Below are 13,197 nucleotides of genomic sequence, written 5' to 3' on the forward strand. Positions count from 1 at the left end.
GGGTCCACGAAATCCTGCAGAACCGCGGGGACGGGCGAAATATGACGGATGCGGCCGGCCCGGCCATCACGGGCTTCATGGAGCAGGCGCTGGCCGAGGCCCGCGCCGCCGCCGCACGCGGCGAGGTGCCGGTCGGCGCGGTGGTGGTGCGGGGCGGCGCGGTGCTGGCCGCGGCGGGAAACCGCACGCTGGAGCTGAAGGATCCGACCGCCCACGCCGAGATTCTTGCGCTCCGCGCCGCCTGCCGTGCCGCCGGGTCCGAACGTCTGCCGGGCGCCGACCTCTACGTGACGCTGGAACCCTGTCCGATGTGCGCCGGGGCGATCTCCTTTGCCCGCATCCGCCGGCTCTACTACGGGGCCGCCGACGAGAAGGGTGGCGCGGTCGACCACGGGCCGCGGCTTTATGCCAGCCCCGTCTGCCACCACGCGCCGGAGGTCTATTCCGGCTTCGCCGAAACCGAATCGGCGGATCTGCTGCGGGGATTCTTTCGCGAGCGGCGATGAGGCGCAGCCTGACGCGGGCGCCGCCGCGGCAGGCGCTATTCCGCCGCCTGCTTCTCCAGCAACGCCTCCAGCTTGCGCTTCACCTCGTCCTTGACCGGCTGGGTCGCCTTCAGGATCGCCGAGGCCTTCATGAAGTCGAGCACCCGGAACGCGTCGACCGGCGGTTTGATCAGGATGTCCGGCTGGCGGGTCCTCAGCTTTTCCGTCAGCACCGACTGCATCAGGATCTGGCTGGCGCCGAACACGGATTCCATGGCCGAGGGCCGGGCACGGGTCGGCTGGCGCGTCGGCCCGCCGATCACGTCGACGGCGATGACGATGTCGATCTCGGCCGGCAGCCGGTCGTAGGGCAGGGGGTTGACGACGCCGCCGTCGATGAAGATCCGGCCGGCGATCTCCACCGGCTTGAAGATCACCGGGATCGCGATCGAGGCGGCGATCGCCTGGCGCAGCGGGCCGGCGGTGAACTCCACCTCGCGGCAGTCGTAGAAGTCGGTGGTGACGACCGAGAACGGAATCTGCAGCGCGGCGAAGTCGTCCGGAATCTCGGGGGGCAGGAACACGTCGATGGTGCGCTCGGCGTCGAACTGGGCAAAGCCGGTGCTGAAGATCTCCCCGAATTTCTTCGGCCGCAGCTGCCACATCCGGCCCCAGACCTCGCCGGCATTGCGGAAGGTGTGGTGGACGATGCCGTGCAGGGCGCGGCCGTCAAGGCCGGCGGCACGGCCGGCGCCGAAGATCGCGCCGATCGAGCAGCCGGAGATCGCCACCGGCGGCAGGCCCATCTCGTCGAGCGCCTCGATCACGTGGACATGGGCAAAGCCGCGCGCGCCGCCGCCGCCGAGGGCAAGTCCGATCCGTGGGCTCATGGCGGGTCTCCCGGATGATGCACGGCGCAAGGCTCGCCGTTCGCTCCAAGGTGCGGCTTCGCGGCGCCGAGTTCAAGCGGTGGGCCTGTCCCTTACAGAGCCCGCCAGGCGATGTCGCGCCGGCAGAAGCCCTCCGGCCAGTCGATCCGGTCGATGGCGGCATAGGCGCGCTCGCGCGCCGTCCGCACGTCCGGGGCCACGGCGGTGACGGTCAGCACCCGCCCGCCGCTGGCGACGATCTCGCCGTCCCTTTCGGCCGTGCCGGCGTGGAAGACGGTGACGCCCTCGACCGTGCCGGCCGCCTCGAGGCCGCGGATCACCGAACCCTTGCCATAGGCGCCGGGATAGCCCCTGGTCGCCATCACCACGGTCAGCGCGGCATCGGCCGAGAACACGGCCTTGTGGCCGGCCAAAGTGCCGTCGGCGCTGGCGATCATCAGGTCGAGCAGATCGCTCTCCATCAGAGGCAGGATCACCTCGGTTTCCGGATCGCCGAAGCGGACGTTGTATTCGATCAGCTTCGGGCCGGCCTCGCCGATCATCAGCCCGGCGAACAGGACGCCCCGGAACGGGGTGCCGCGCCGCTTCAGGCAGGCGATCGACGGCGCGACGATCTCGGCCATCACCCGCGCCTGCATGTCGGCGGTCATCACCGGGGCCGGGGAATAGGCCCCCATGCCGCCGGTGTTCGGGCCCTCGTCGCCGTCGAAGGCGCGCTTGTGGTCCTGGGCGGCGGCCAGCGCCAGCACGGTCTCGCCGTCGGAGAGCGCAAAGAAGCTCGCCTCCTCGCCGACCAGCATCTCCTCGATCACCACCTCGGCGCCGGCCGCCCCGAAGGCACCGGCAAAGCAGGCGTCGACCGCGTCCAGCGCCTCGTCCAGCGTCGCGGCGACCACCACGCCCTTGCCGGCGGCAAGGCCATCCGCCTTGACGACGATCGGCGCGCCCTGCGCCTCGACATAGGCGCGGGCCGACGCGGCATCGGTGAAGCGGCCATAGGCGGCGGTGGGCACATTTGCCTCGTCGCAGAGCGCCTTGGTGAAGGCCTTGGAGCCTTCGAGCCGCGCGGCCTCCATCGAGGGGCCGAAGGCCGGAATGCCGGCGGCGGCCAGATCGTCGACGAGGCCGGCCACCAGCGGCGCCTCCGGACCGACCACGACGAAGTCGACGGCCTCGCGCCGGCAGAAGTCGATCACCGCCGCGTGGTCGGCGACGTCGAGTGCGGCCAGATCGGCGATCGCTTTGATCCCGGCATTGCCGGGCGCAACGGTGAGGCGCGACAGGCGGGGAGACTGCCGCAGCTTCCAGGCGAGCGCATGCTCGCGCCCGCCGGACCCGATCAGAAGCACATGCATGACGGTCGTTCCGCTGTTTCGGCCAGATCGTGGGACCGGGAGCCGGCCCTTCGGCTGCCGAGTAGCACCGATCCGCGGCGGGGTAAACCGCCGCGGTCCGCGTGATACGGCGGACTGTCCGTCAGTAGCGGCCGAGTTCCACGCTGCCCTCGGCCAGCACGGTGCCGACGCCGTCCGTCGCCGTCACCACCGCGAAATAGGCGTTGCCGCGGCCGCCCGAACACGGCGGCAGGTAGCCGGGGGCCGCATATTTGCCGGGCGCCCGGGTCTTGGCCACCAGATAGGCCGGTGCCGGCAGGCTCGCGGTCTCGCCGGGCACGCTCGGCAGCGTTGTCGACGCCGTGCCGGCGGGAACGCGGAAGCCGACGATGCCGTGTCCGCCGTTGCTGGACAGCGGCTTGTAGGTGCGGTCGTTGAACGCGACGATGACGTCGGTGGTGCCGGCGGGAAGGTTGGCGACGCGGAGCGGCGGCGTGGACCCCGATCCGCCGAACAGCCGGCATTGCTGGCCGGCCGGCACCGTCACGCCGTCCCAGCCTCCGCCGGCCAGGGCGACGGTGAGGCTCGATTCGGCGGGTGTTGCCGCGACGGACGGCGCGGCACTGCCGCCACCGGAACTGCCCTGGCAGGCCGATATCGTGGCCGCCGCCACGACGAGGGCCAGGATCTTCAGGCGTCCGCCTGTCACGATGTCGAGGTCGTGCATTTGTTTTCCTCCCGGTCTTGCGCCGGCGACAGGGTGCCATGTCATCGGACGACTGTCGACCGGGGCGGGCCGGACGCGGGCCGGCACAGCGCGCGATTGCACGTCGCGGCGCTCGCAAAACACCGGCGGTCACGCTAAATCGGTGGCATGACATCTCCTTCTCCCGACACGGCCACCGTCGCCGACGCCCGTCCCGGCAACTGGGTCGACCGCTTCGTCCCCATGCGGCTTCGGCCCTATGCCCAGCTTGCCCGGCTCGACCGGCCGATCGGCTGGTGGCTGCTGATGTGGCCTTGCTGGTGGTCGGCGGCGCTGGTGGCGGGCGCTGTGGGCCGGCCGTGGCCGGATGTCTGGCATCTCCTCCTGTTCTTCGTCGGCTCGGTGGTCATGCGCGGCGCCGGCTGCACCTGGAACGACATCACCGACCGCGACATCGACGCAAAGGTGGAGCGGACCCGCTCGCGGCCGATCCCGGCGGGGCGGGTGAGCGCGAAGGCGGCGGCCGTGTTCATGGCACTGCTCGGTCTCGTCGGCCTTGCCGTGCTGCTGCAGTTCAACCGGTTCACGATCGGGCTTGGCCTTGCCTCGCTGCTGATCGTGCTGGTCTATCCGTTCATGAAGCGGGTGACCGGCCATCCGCAGGTGGTGCTCGGCCTCGCCTTCTCCTGGGGGGCGCTGGTCGCCTGGTCGGCGGTGGTGGGCTGGCTGGAGATGGCGCCGATCCTGCTCTATTTCGGCTGCGTCGCCTGGGTCGTCGGCTACGACACGATCTATGCCCATCAGGACCGCGAGGACGACGCGATGATCGGCCTTGGCTCCACGGCGCTGACCTACGGGTCGCAGACCCGGCCGTTCCTCGCCGGCTGCTATCTCGTCACGGTGATGCTGTTCGGCATCGCGCTCTTCTCTGCCGGGGCGGGCGTTCTCGCCTGGCTCGGGCTTGCCGCCTTCGCCGCCCAGCTCGCCTCGCAGGTGATCCGCCTCGACATCGACGACGGCGCGCTGTGCCTCGCGCTGTTCAAGTCCAACAGCGGCGCCGGCTGGCTGTTCTTTGCCGGGCTCACCGCCGACACGCTGCTGCGCGGCGGGGCGATCGTGTAACCTGGCGCAGGACGCACGAAAACGTCCGGCTGGTCAGGCCGGACGTTCGTGCATCGCCCACTGGACAGGCCTTGGATCAGGTGCGGGCGATGATCTCGGTCCCCTCGATGACGGGCATCGGGCGGGAATGGCCGCATTTGCGGCGCATCAGGAAGCGCGGGCGGCGACGGCCGGCGACCGGGCGACGGCGGCGGGGCAGGGGCTCGGCCGTCTCGATCGACGGGCGGGCCTCCATCTCGCGCAGGGAGCCGTCCGTCTCGCGCAGCAGCATCGGCAGGCCGAAGGTTTCCGACCAGCCTTCCCAGGCCAGCGTCGCCTCGTCGAGGTCGTCGGTGGCGAGCAGCGGAATGGTGAGCGCCGGATCGGCATGGGCCAGCTCGATCACCGCGCCGAGCCGGGTGTCGTCGCGGGCCTCGATCCGCACGGCGACGCCGCGGTAGGCGGTGACCGGCAGGGTCAGGGTCAGCGGCAGGCCGGACAGGCTGCGCCGCATCACCACGCGCCGGGCGTCGAGGTAGACCGCGGCCGCGCCGGCATCGAGGTGGAACCTCGCCGGCAGGGCGCGGCGATCGGGGCTGGTCTCTCCGGCGACCTGGCTATGGGCTCCCGTCATCTCTCTGGCCTTTCCTGTCATGCCTTGGAAGCGTTGCGGCGTCTTTGGCTGCGCCTTGCAGTCCGCTCCCCTGTCTGTTCCTGCAGGATGCGCCACGCCCCCTCTCGGTCGCCTTAAGGATCGTCGTTAAAAAACGTTTGCAAGATAAAGGGTTAGCCAAGTGTCACCGCCGGGCGACCATGGTTGAGGTTCCCTTTCCGGCCTGTGCCGGAGCCTGAAGTCGCCTTAAGACGAAGGGGGGCGCTGGCAAATCGGCGGGCCTTGTCCCATATCCATGCCGATCAAGGGCTTGGCCTCGAACGGCCGGTTTTCGGCCTGCCGATCCGGCTTGCCGCCGCCGGCAAGGCGCCTTAAGAACCGAGACACGCGAGCCCGCAGCCGCTGCGGCCGACCGAGGACTGACATGAGCGAACTCTCCGACATCACCGCCCTCGAAGACGCCGCCCGGCGGCTGGTGGAGGCTGCGCTGAAGGCCGGAGCCGACGCGGCCGACGCCGTCGCCGTGCGCGGCGCCTCGCTCTCGGTCGACGTGCGGCTCGGGGCGCTGGAGGATTCGACCCGGTCCGAGGCCGAGGACTTCGGCCTGCGCGTCTTCGTCGGCCAGAAGGTCGCGACCGTCTCGGCCAACACCCTTGCCGCGATCGACCGCCTTGCCGAACGCGCCGTCGCCATGGCCGGCGTGGCGCCGCCCGATCCCTGGGCCGGCCTCGCCGATCCGGACCGCCTCGCCCGCGAGCGTCCCGACCTCGATCTCTACGACCCGGCCACCCTTGACGCCGACGCCCTGACCGACGCCGCGCGGGCGGTGGAAGATGCCGCGCGCGGCGTTCCGGGCGTCACCAATTCGGGCGGCGCCTCGGCCTGGTGGAGCCAGAGCGCGGTGGCGCTCGCCACCTCGGGCGGCTTCACCGGCGGCTACCGCGTCTCGCGCCACGGCCGCTCCGTCTCGGTCATTGCCGGCGAGGGCACCGGCATGGAGCGCGACTACGAGGGCTGCGGGCGCAACCATCTCGTCGACCTCGATCCCCACGAGCTGATCGGCCGCAAGGCCGGCGAGCGGGTGGTGCGCCGGATCGGCCCGCGCCAGGTGCCGACCTGCACGGCAACCGTGGTCTACGATCCGCGGGTGGCGACCAGCCTGCTCGGGGCGCTGTCGGGCGCGATCAACGGGACGGCGATCGCCCGCGGCACCAGCTTCCTCAAATCCAAGCTCGGGGCGCAGCTGTTCGCGCCGGGCATCCGCATCACCGACGACCCGCGCCGGATGCGCGGCCCGGGCTCCCGCCCCTTCGACGGCGAGGGCGTGACGGCCGAGCCCTTCGACATCATCGCCGACGGCGTGCTGACCACCTGGCTGCTCGACAGCGCCACGGCCCGCGAGCTCGGCCTTGCCACCAACGGCCGTGCGGCGCGCGGCACCGGCTCGCCGGGACCCTCGTCCACCAATCTCCTGCTGCATCCGGGCGAAAAGTCGCCGGCCGAGCTGATCCGCGACATCGGCACCGGCCTCTATGTCACCGAGTTCATCGGCCACGGCGTCAACGGCATCACCGGCGACTACAGCCGGGGGGCTGCCGGCTGGTGGATCGAGAACGGCGAACTCGCCTTCCCGGTCAGCGAGGTCACGGTTGCCGGCAATCTCGTCGACATGTTCGCCCGGCTGATCCCCGCCAACGACATCGAATACCGCTCCGCCTATGTCGCCCCCACCGTTGCCATCGAGGGGCTGACCATTGCCGGAAGCTGACGTCGGGCTCATCGCCGACCTCGACCACCTCGCCGGCGTCGCCCGCCGCGCCGGCTCCATTGCGCTCGAGTATTTCGGCCGCGATCCCGAGGTCTGGCACAAGGCGAACAATTCGCCGGTCAGCGTCGCCGACCTGGCGGTCGACACCTTCCTGAAGGAGCGGCTGACCGGCTGGCGGCCGGACTACGGCTGGCTGTCGGAGGAGACCGAGGACGACGACCGCCGCATCGGCCGCGACCGGGTGTTCGTGGTCGATCCGATCGACGGCACGCGCGGCTTCCTCGCCGGCACCGACGAGTGGACCGTGTCGCTGGCGATCGTCGAGGCCGGCCGGCCGGTGGTCGGGGTCGTCTACCGCCCCGTCACGGGCACGCTGTTTGCCGCGGCCACGGGTCTCGGCGCCCGGCGCGACGGACGGCTGATCCAGGTCGGCGCGCGCGAGACGCTCGGAGGCGCCTCCGTCGCCGGTCCGCCGGCGATGCTGCGCACCATCGCCGCGCATGTGGAGGGCATGGGCGAGACGAAGATGTCGAGCCGCTACATTTCCTCGCTGGCGCTCCGCATCGCGCTGGTGGCGAGCGGCGAACTCGACATGGCGGTCGCCAAGAAGAATGCCCACGACTGGGATCTTGCCGCCGCCGACCTGATCCTCGGCGAAGCCGGCGGCGCGCTCGTCGACGAGGACGGCCTCGAACTCGTCTACAACCGCGCCGATCCGGTCCATCCGGCGCTCGTTGCGGCGACACGTCCCGTGGCGGCGCTCGTGTGGCCTCTTGTCCGCCGCCAGAGCACCGGCGAGAATGCCCCCGCCTACTGATCCGCCGCCCGATCCTGCCTGCGGCCGATCCTGCGTCCAGAGGACCGCCCACCGATGACCGAAACGATCCCGCCCCGGCAACTTCTCCACCTGGTGTTCGGCGGAGAGCTGACCTCCCTCGACGGCGTGGAATTCCAGGATCTCGACGCTCTCGACATCGTCGGCATCTATCCCAACTATGCCGCCGCCTACGACGCCTGGCGCGCCAAGGCGCAGGCGACCGTCGACAACGCGCAGATGCGCTACTTCATCGTCCATCTGCACCGGCTGCTCGATCCGGCCTGACTCCTCCGCGCGGGGTGCAAACGGAAATTTGAGCCCCCGCCGCGTTTTCCCAGCCCTGTTTGAGGTGACGCGCGCGCGGCGCTGCGCTAAACCGTCGCCATCGGAACCGGACGACCCGGCCGGCCGCCGCGCGCGGCCGGAGCGTCCGTGACCGTCGGCGGCCGACCGGTCGTCGCTTGCGAGGTGCTCGGCAGTGCAGGACGGATGACCGCGACGATCGAACCCATCGACAGGACGCCGCGGTCCGGCTGGCAGGATGCGGGGGACGCCTACGACGGGCGCACCATCGTCCGGCGCATCTTCCGCGACTATCTGCGGCCGCGCCTGCGCCTGATCGCGGCCTCGATCACGTCCATGGTCTTCGTTGCCGCCACCACCGGCGCGCTGCCCTTCCTGCTGCAGACCGCCGCCGACCGGATCTTCATCGGCAAGGAAACGGCGCTGCTGTGGATGCTGCCGCTCGCGATCATCGTCGTGATGGCGCTTCGCTCGCTCGCGGAATATTTCGGCCGGATCATGGAGGCGACCATCGGCAACGGCGTGGTCGCGGACCTGCGCCGCGCGCTGTTCGCCCGGCTGGTCTCGGCCGATCTCGGCTTTCTCCAGCGCACCCATTCCGCCGCCTTCGTCTCGGTCTTCGCCAACGACACGCAGATCGTCAACAACGCCGCCGCCCAGACCCTGAGCGCGCTGATCAAGAACACGCTGCAGGCGATCGCGCTGATCATCGCCATGATGGTGATGGACCCGGTGCTCGGCACGCTGGTGCTCGTCGCCCTGCCGGTGGCGGTGATGCTGCTCGGCCGGCAGCGCAAGCGGATGCGCTCGTCCGTCGACCGCACCCTGCGCGGCGCCGGCGATCTCTCGTCGCTGGTGTCGCAGACGCTGACCGGCGTGCGCGTCGTCAAGGCCTACGACCAGGAGCGCGCCGAGGGCATCCGCGCCGACCACGTGATCGACGCGACCCTCGAAGCCAACATGCAGACCGCGCGGGCGCGGGCGGCAACCGGGCCGGTCACCGAGGGCCTGTCGGGCCTCGGCTTTGCCGCGGCGATCTTCTACGGTGGCTGGCAGGGCATCTACGGCGACCTGACGCTCGGCGCCTTCATGGGCTTCATGGCGGCGGCCATGCTCGTCTACCAGCCGCTCAAGCAGATCGCGACGCTGCAGAACGCGCTGCTGGAGGGCACGATCGCCGCCAAGCGGGTGTTCGCGATCCTCGACGAGCCGCGCCGGGTCGTCGACCGGCCGGACGCGCGCGATCTCGCCGTCAGCGGCGGCGGCATCCGCTTCGAGGACGTGAGCTTTTCCTACGACGGCAACCAGCCGGTGATCGCCGGGATCACGGTGGACATTCCCGCCGGGCGCAAGGTGGCGCTGGTCGGCCCGTCCGGATCGGGCAAGTCGACCTTCCTCAACCTCGTGCTGCGCTTCTATGATCCGGACGGTGGCCGCATCCTGATCGACGGGCAGGACCTGCGCGACGTCACGCTCGCCTCGGTGCGCCGGGCGTCCGCGCTGCTCACCCAGGATCCGGTGCTGTTCGACGACACGGTGGCGGCCAACATCGCCTACGGCAGCCCGGGCGCCTCGCGCGAGGCGGTGATCGAGGCGGCGCGCGGCGCCGACGCCGACGGCTTCATTTCCGCCATGCCGCAGGGCTACGACACGCCGGTCGGCGAGGCCGGCGGGCTGCTGTCGGGCGGCCAGAAGCAGCGGATCGCCTTTGCGCGGGCGATGCTGCGCGGCGCCCCGATCCTGCTGCTCGACGAGCCGACCAGCGCGCTGGACGCCAATGCCGAGGCGCGGGTGCAGGCCACCCTCGGCACCCTGTTCGAAGGGCGTACCGTGCTGATGATCGCCCACCGGCTGTCGACGGTGAAGAAGGCGGACCTCATCCTCGTCTTCGACGACGGACGCATCGTCGAGACCGGCACCCACGAGGAACTGGTGGCGCGCGGTGGGCTCTACGAGCGCCTGCACCGCACCCAGCTTGCCGGCGGCAGCGACACCGGCGAGATCGCCGTTGATCCTGCCAGCGGCGGGGTGCCGGAACAGATCTAGCCGGAGAGGTGGAGCGGACCCGGATCCGGTACACCGGATCTGGCAGACCAATGCGAGACGGAGGCTGGGCGCGCCGGCGCCCGGACGGGAACGCGGAAGGGGAACGAGGGTCGATGGGGCGTCGTCTGAAGTCGCTGTCACGGTCGGGTCCGGTGCAGACGATCCTCGGGTCGCTGCTCGCCGCCTATCTGCGCTTCGTTCACGCCACCAGCCGGATCGTCCATTTCGATCCCGACCTTGCCCAGCTGGTGCGGCCGGACCATCCCTCGATCGTCGCCCTGTGGCATGGCCAGCATTTCATGGTGCCGCTGGTCCGCCCGAAGGACGTGCCCTTCGCCGTGCTGATGGCCGCCCATGCGGATGCCGAGATGAACGCGATCGCCATCCACCGCCTCGGCCTCTCGACCATCCGCGCCTCGGGCGCCCACAAGTCCGAGGACGTCCGCCGCAAGAAGGGCGCGCAGGGCTTCATCCAGATGCTGAAGGCGCTGCGCGACGGCACCTCGATCGCGATGACAGCCGACGTGCCGAAGGGCCCGGCGAAGATCGCCGGCCGCGGCGTGATCCTGCTCGCCCGCCATTCCGGCCGGCCGATCCTGCCGCTCGCCTATGCCTCCAGCCGGCGCATGAATTTCGACAGCTGGGACAAGGCGTCGTTCAACCTGCCGTTCAGCCGCGCCGCCATCGTCAGCGAGCCGGCGATCTTCGTTCCGCCCGAAACGTCGGATGAAGGTATCGAGCAGTTTCGCCAGCTTCTGACCGACAGCCTGAACGCGGCGACGCGGCGCGCCTACCAGATCGTGGACCACGGGGCATGAAGGACAGCGGCGAATTCCTGATCCGGAGCTATGTGGGGGCAACGCGGGTTGCCCGGCCGCTGGTGCGTGGCCTCGTCCACTGGCGGCGGATCAAGGGAAAGGAGCATGAGGAGCGCTGGCGCGAGCGCCTCGGCGAGGCGAGCCTGCCGACGCCGGCAGCCCCGGTGGTATGGGTCCATGCCGCCAGCGTCGGCGAGACGGTGGCGGTGATGCCCCTGATCTACAGGATCGCCGCGACCGGGGTCGGCGTGGTGCTGACCACGGTGACGCTCGCCTCCGCGACGCTGGTCGCCGGCCGCCTGCCGCGCGGCGTCTGCCACCAGTTCGTTCCGCTCGACATCGCGCCCTATGTCGACCGCTTCCTCGCCACCTGGGATCCACAGCTGGCGATCTTCGTCGAATCGGAGATCTGGCCGGTGACGATCGCGCGGCTCGACGCGCGCAACGTGCCGCTGGTCGTGTGCAACGCGCGCATGTCGCCGCGCTCCTTTGCCGGCTGGCGCCGCTGGCCGGCGCTCTCCCACGCCGTCTTCTCGCGCATCCGCCACTGCCTCGCCCAGAGCGACGCCGACGCCGACCGTTTCCGCCAGCTGGGCGCGCCGCGCGTCAGCACCATCGGCAACATCAAGTTCGACGCGCCGGTGCCGGAGGCCTCACGCACCGTGGCCGAGGCGCTCAGTGCCTCGATCGACGGACGGCCGGTGTTTCTCGCCGCCAGCACCCATCCCGGCGAGGAAGACATCGTCCTCGACGCCTTCACGCGCGCGCTGTCGCGCAACGCCGACCTCCTGCTGATCCTCGCCCCGCGCCATCCGGCCCGCGGTCCTGATGTGGCGGGGCTGGCCAGCGGACACGGCCTGCGCACGGCGCTGCGCTCGATCGGCGCGCTGCCCGAGCGCGGCACGCAGGTCTATGTCGCCGACACGGTGGGCGAACTCGGCACGCTCTACCGGCTGGCCAGGGTCGCCTTCATCGGCGGATCGCTCAATCCGCGGATCGGCGGCCACAACCCGATCGAACCGGGCGGCCTCGGCACGGCGGTGGTCGCCGGTCCCAACGTCGGCAACTGGTCGGAGATCTACGAGGCGCTGAAGGCGGAGAGTGCCCTGACCGAGGTGCGCGACGCGACCGAACTGTTCGACGCGGTCGACCGGCTGGTCAATCTCGACAACACCCGCCAGCGCCAGGCCGAGGCGGCGCGCCGGGTGGTGGCACGCTTCAGCGGCGCGCTCGCCCGCACCCAAGCGGCGATCGACCCGCTGATCGACCCGCTGATCGTCAGCGCGCGCCTTGCCCGGCGGATGCCGGGGCCGGCCTGATGCGCGCGCCCGCCTTCTGGTGGCAACCGCCGGGCCTTGTCGCCAGGCTGCTGGCGCCGGTCGCCGCCCTCTGGGGCGGGCTCGCCGCGCGGCGGATGGGCCAGCCCGGCCGGCGCCTGCCGGTGCCGGTGATCTGCATCGGCAATTTCGTGGCCGGCGGCGCCGGCAAGACGCCGACGGCGATTGCCGTTGCAGGGCTTGCCCGCCAGGCCGGGCACCATCCGGTCTTCCTCACCCGGGGCTACGGCGGACGGCTCGAAGGGCCGATCCGCGTCGATCCGGCGATCCACGGCGCTGCGGATGTCGGCGACGAGCCGCTGCTGCTCGCCCGCCACGGACCGGTGATTCTCGCCCGCCGCCGCGCCGAGGCCGCCGATCTCGTGGCCGCCGCGGGTGCGAGCCTCGTCGTCATGGACGATGGCTTCCAGAATCCGTCGGTGGACAAGGACCTTTCGCTCGTCGTTGTCGACGCCGGCCGGGGGCTTGGCAACGGACGGGTAATCCCGGCCGGGCCGCTGCGCGCGCCGCTCGGCCTGCAGGCCGCCAAGGCCGATGCCGTGGTGCTGGTGGGGGAGGGGGCGCCGGGGCAAGCTGCCGCCGGGCAGCTTGCCGCGATGGATTGCCGGGTCTTGCGGGCGCGGCTCGTGTTCGGCGAAGGCCTGCCGGCGGCAGGCATCCCGCTCGTGGCGTTCGCCGGCATCGGCGATCCGGAAAAATTCTTCGGCCAGTTGCGCGGCGAGGGTCACGTCCTGGCCGCCGCCGTTGCCTTTCCCGACCATCACGTCTTCACCGACGCCGAGGCGGCAGGCCTGATCGGGACCGCGTGCAAGGCGGGTGCGCAACTGGTGACGACGGAGAAGGATCACCTGCGCCTTGCCGGTGCGGCGGGGCGTTGCGCCGAACTCCATGCCGCGGCGCGCCCAATTCCGGTGAGGCTGGTGTTCGACGATCCGGCGGCCGTGTCCGGCCTTCTCGCAGGCCTGGGAGCATAAGGTCC

At 71.0% G+C, this 13,197-nt stretch carries 13 protein-coding genes; 9 read left to right on the plus strand and 4 right to left on the minus strand.

From position 1 onward, the window contains the following. The first annotated feature begins 41 nt into the window (after positions 1-41). Positions 42-506 (plus strand): nucleoside deaminase, encoded by a 465-nt coding sequence (locus A6302_RS04565; protein WP_245293918.1) that lies wholly within the window; start codon positions 42-44, stop codon positions 504-506. A gap of 35 nt (positions 507-541) precedes the next feature. On the opposite strand, the gene A6302_RS04570 is transcribed toward A6302_RS04565, so the two are convergent. The 3 genes from A6302_RS04570 to A6302_RS04580 form a co-directional block, all read right to left on the minus strand. Next, positions 542-1,375: a patatin-like phospholipase family protein gene (locus A6302_RS04570; RefSeq protein ID WP_069306056.1), complete on the minus strand. Its 834-nt coding sequence runs from the start codon at positions 1,373-1,375 to the stop codon at positions 542-544. 92 nt (positions 1,376-1,467) lie between these two features. After that, the gene (gene purD, locus A6302_RS04575; protein WP_069306057.1) at positions 1,468-2,730 is read right to left on the minus strand and encodes a phosphoribosylamine--glycine ligase; all 1,263 of its coding nucleotides are present in this window, start codon (positions 2,728-2,730) and stop codon (positions 1,468-1,470) included. Positions 2,731-2,851: 121 nt separating this feature from the next. After that, complete coding sequence (locus A6302_RS04580) at positions 2,852-3,436, minus strand: hypothetical protein (RefSeq protein ID WP_210183258.1); 585 nt, start codon at positions 3,434-3,436, stop codon at positions 2,852-2,854. Between the two features lie 147 nt (positions 3,437-3,583). On the opposite strand from A6302_RS04580, the gene ubiA reads away from it, so the two are divergent. Next, positions 3,584-4,537, plus strand: a complete 954-nt coding sequence (gene ubiA, locus A6302_RS04585) for a 4-hydroxybenzoate octaprenyltransferase (RefSeq protein ID WP_069306058.1) — start codon at positions 3,584-3,586, stop codon at positions 4,535-4,537. Positions 4,538-4,613: 76 nt separating this feature from the next. On the opposite strand, the gene A6302_RS04590 is transcribed toward ubiA, so the two are convergent. Then, positions 4,614-5,150, minus strand: coding sequence for a DUF6101 family protein (locus A6302_RS04590; protein WP_069306059.1), 537 nt, complete (start codon positions 5,148-5,150; stop codon positions 4,614-4,616). A 403-nt stretch (positions 5,151-5,553) separates the two neighbouring features. On the opposite strand from A6302_RS04590, the gene A6302_RS04595 reads away from it, so the two are divergent. The 7 genes from A6302_RS04595 (at position 5,554) to lpxK (ending at position 13,192) form a co-directional block, all read left to right on the plus strand. Continuing rightward, complete coding sequence (locus tag A6302_RS04595; RefSeq protein ID WP_069306060.1) at positions 5,554-6,897, plus strand: TldD/PmbA family protein; 1,344 nt, start codon at positions 5,554-5,556, stop codon at positions 6,895-6,897. Next, on the plus strand, positions 6,884-7,714 hold the full coding sequence (locus tag A6302_RS04600) for a 3'(2'),5'-bisphosphate nucleotidase CysQ (protein ID WP_069306061.1): 831 nt from the start codon (positions 6,884-6,886) through the stop codon (positions 7,712-7,714). Before A6302_RS04595 ends, A6302_RS04600 begins: the two co-directional genes overlap by 14 nt. A gap of 54 nt (positions 7,715-7,768) precedes the next feature. Further along, on the plus strand, positions 7,769-7,999 hold the full coding sequence (locus A6302_RS04605; protein ID WP_069306062.1) for a DUF4170 domain-containing protein: 231 nt from the start codon (positions 7,769-7,771) through the stop codon (positions 7,997-7,999). Between the two features lie 204 nt (positions 8,000-8,203). Beyond that, positions 8,204-10,063, plus strand: coding sequence for an ABC transporter ATP-binding protein (locus tag A6302_RS04610; protein WP_069306063.1), 1,860 nt, complete (start codon positions 8,204-8,206; stop codon positions 10,061-10,063). A gap of 113 nt (positions 10,064-10,176) precedes the next feature. After that, a complete protein-coding gene (locus tag A6302_RS04615) occupies positions 10,177-10,881 on the plus strand; it encodes a lysophospholipid acyltransferase family protein (RefSeq protein WP_069306064.1) in 705 nt (234 codons plus the stop codon). After that, positions 10,878-12,200 (plus strand): 3-deoxy-D-manno-octulosonic acid transferase, encoded by a 1,323-nt coding sequence (locus A6302_RS04620; RefSeq protein ID WP_069306065.1) that lies wholly within the window; start codon positions 10,878-10,880, stop codon positions 12,198-12,200. The genes A6302_RS04615 and A6302_RS04620 overlap by 4 nt, the downstream gene beginning before the upstream one ends. After that, on the plus strand, positions 12,200-13,192 hold the full coding sequence (gene lpxK, locus A6302_RS04625; protein ID WP_069306066.1) for a tetraacyldisaccharide 4'-kinase: 993 nt from the start codon (positions 12,200-12,202) through the stop codon (positions 13,190-13,192). The genes A6302_RS04620 and lpxK overlap by 1 nt, the downstream gene beginning before the upstream one ends. Positions 13,193-13,197: the final 5 nt, after the last annotated feature.

The organism is Methylobrevis pamukkalensis, from assembly GCF_001720135.1.
In the GTDB taxonomy this organism is placed as follows: domain Bacteria; phylum Pseudomonadota; class Alphaproteobacteria; order Rhizobiales; family Pleomorphomonadaceae; genus Methylobrevis; species Methylobrevis pamukkalensis.

Coding starts and splice junctions, on each gene's coding strand:
- A6302_RS04605 (WP_069306062.1), top strand. CDS start 7,769: ATGACCGAAACGATCCCGCCCCGGCAACTTCTCCACCTGGTGTTCGGC.
- lpxK (WP_069306066.1), top strand. CDS start 12,200: ATGCGCGCGCCCGCCTTCTGGTGGCAACCGCCGGGCCTTGTCGCCAGG.
- A6302_RS04580 (WP_210183258.1), bottom strand. CDS start 3,436: ATGCACGACCTCGACATCGTGACAGGCGGACGCCTGAAGATCCTGGCC.
- purD (WP_069306057.1), bottom strand. CDS start 2,730: ATGCATGTGCTTCTGATCGGGTCCGGCGGGCGCGAGCATGCGCTCGCC.
- A6302_RS04615 (WP_069306064.1), top strand. CDS start 10,177: ATGGGGCGTCGTCTGAAGTCGCTGTCACGGTCGGGTCCGGTGCAGACG.
- A6302_RS04595 (WP_069306060.1), top strand. CDS start 5,554: ATGAGCGAACTCTCCGACATCACCGCCCTCGAAGACGCCGCCCGGCGG.
- ubiA (WP_069306058.1), top strand. CDS start 3,584: ATGACATCTCCTTCTCCCGACACGGCCACCGTCGCCGACGCCCGTCCC.
- A6302_RS04590 (WP_069306059.1), bottom strand. CDS start 5,150: ATGACGGGAGCCCATAGCCAGGTCGCCGGAGAGACCAGCCCCGATCGC.
- A6302_RS04565 (WP_245293918.1), top strand. CDS start 42: ATGACGGATGCGGCCGGCCCGGCCATCACGGGCTTCATGGAGCAGGCG.
- A6302_RS04620 (WP_069306065.1), top strand. CDS start 10,878: ATGAAGGACAGCGGCGAATTCCTGATCCGGAGCTATGTGGGGGCAACG.
- A6302_RS04570 (WP_069306056.1), bottom strand. CDS start 1,375: ATGAGCCCACGGATCGGACTTGCCCTCGGCGGCGGCGGCGCGCGCGGC.
- A6302_RS04610 (WP_069306063.1), top strand. CDS start 8,204: ATGACCGCGACGATCGAACCCATCGACAGGACGCCGCGGTCCGGCTGG.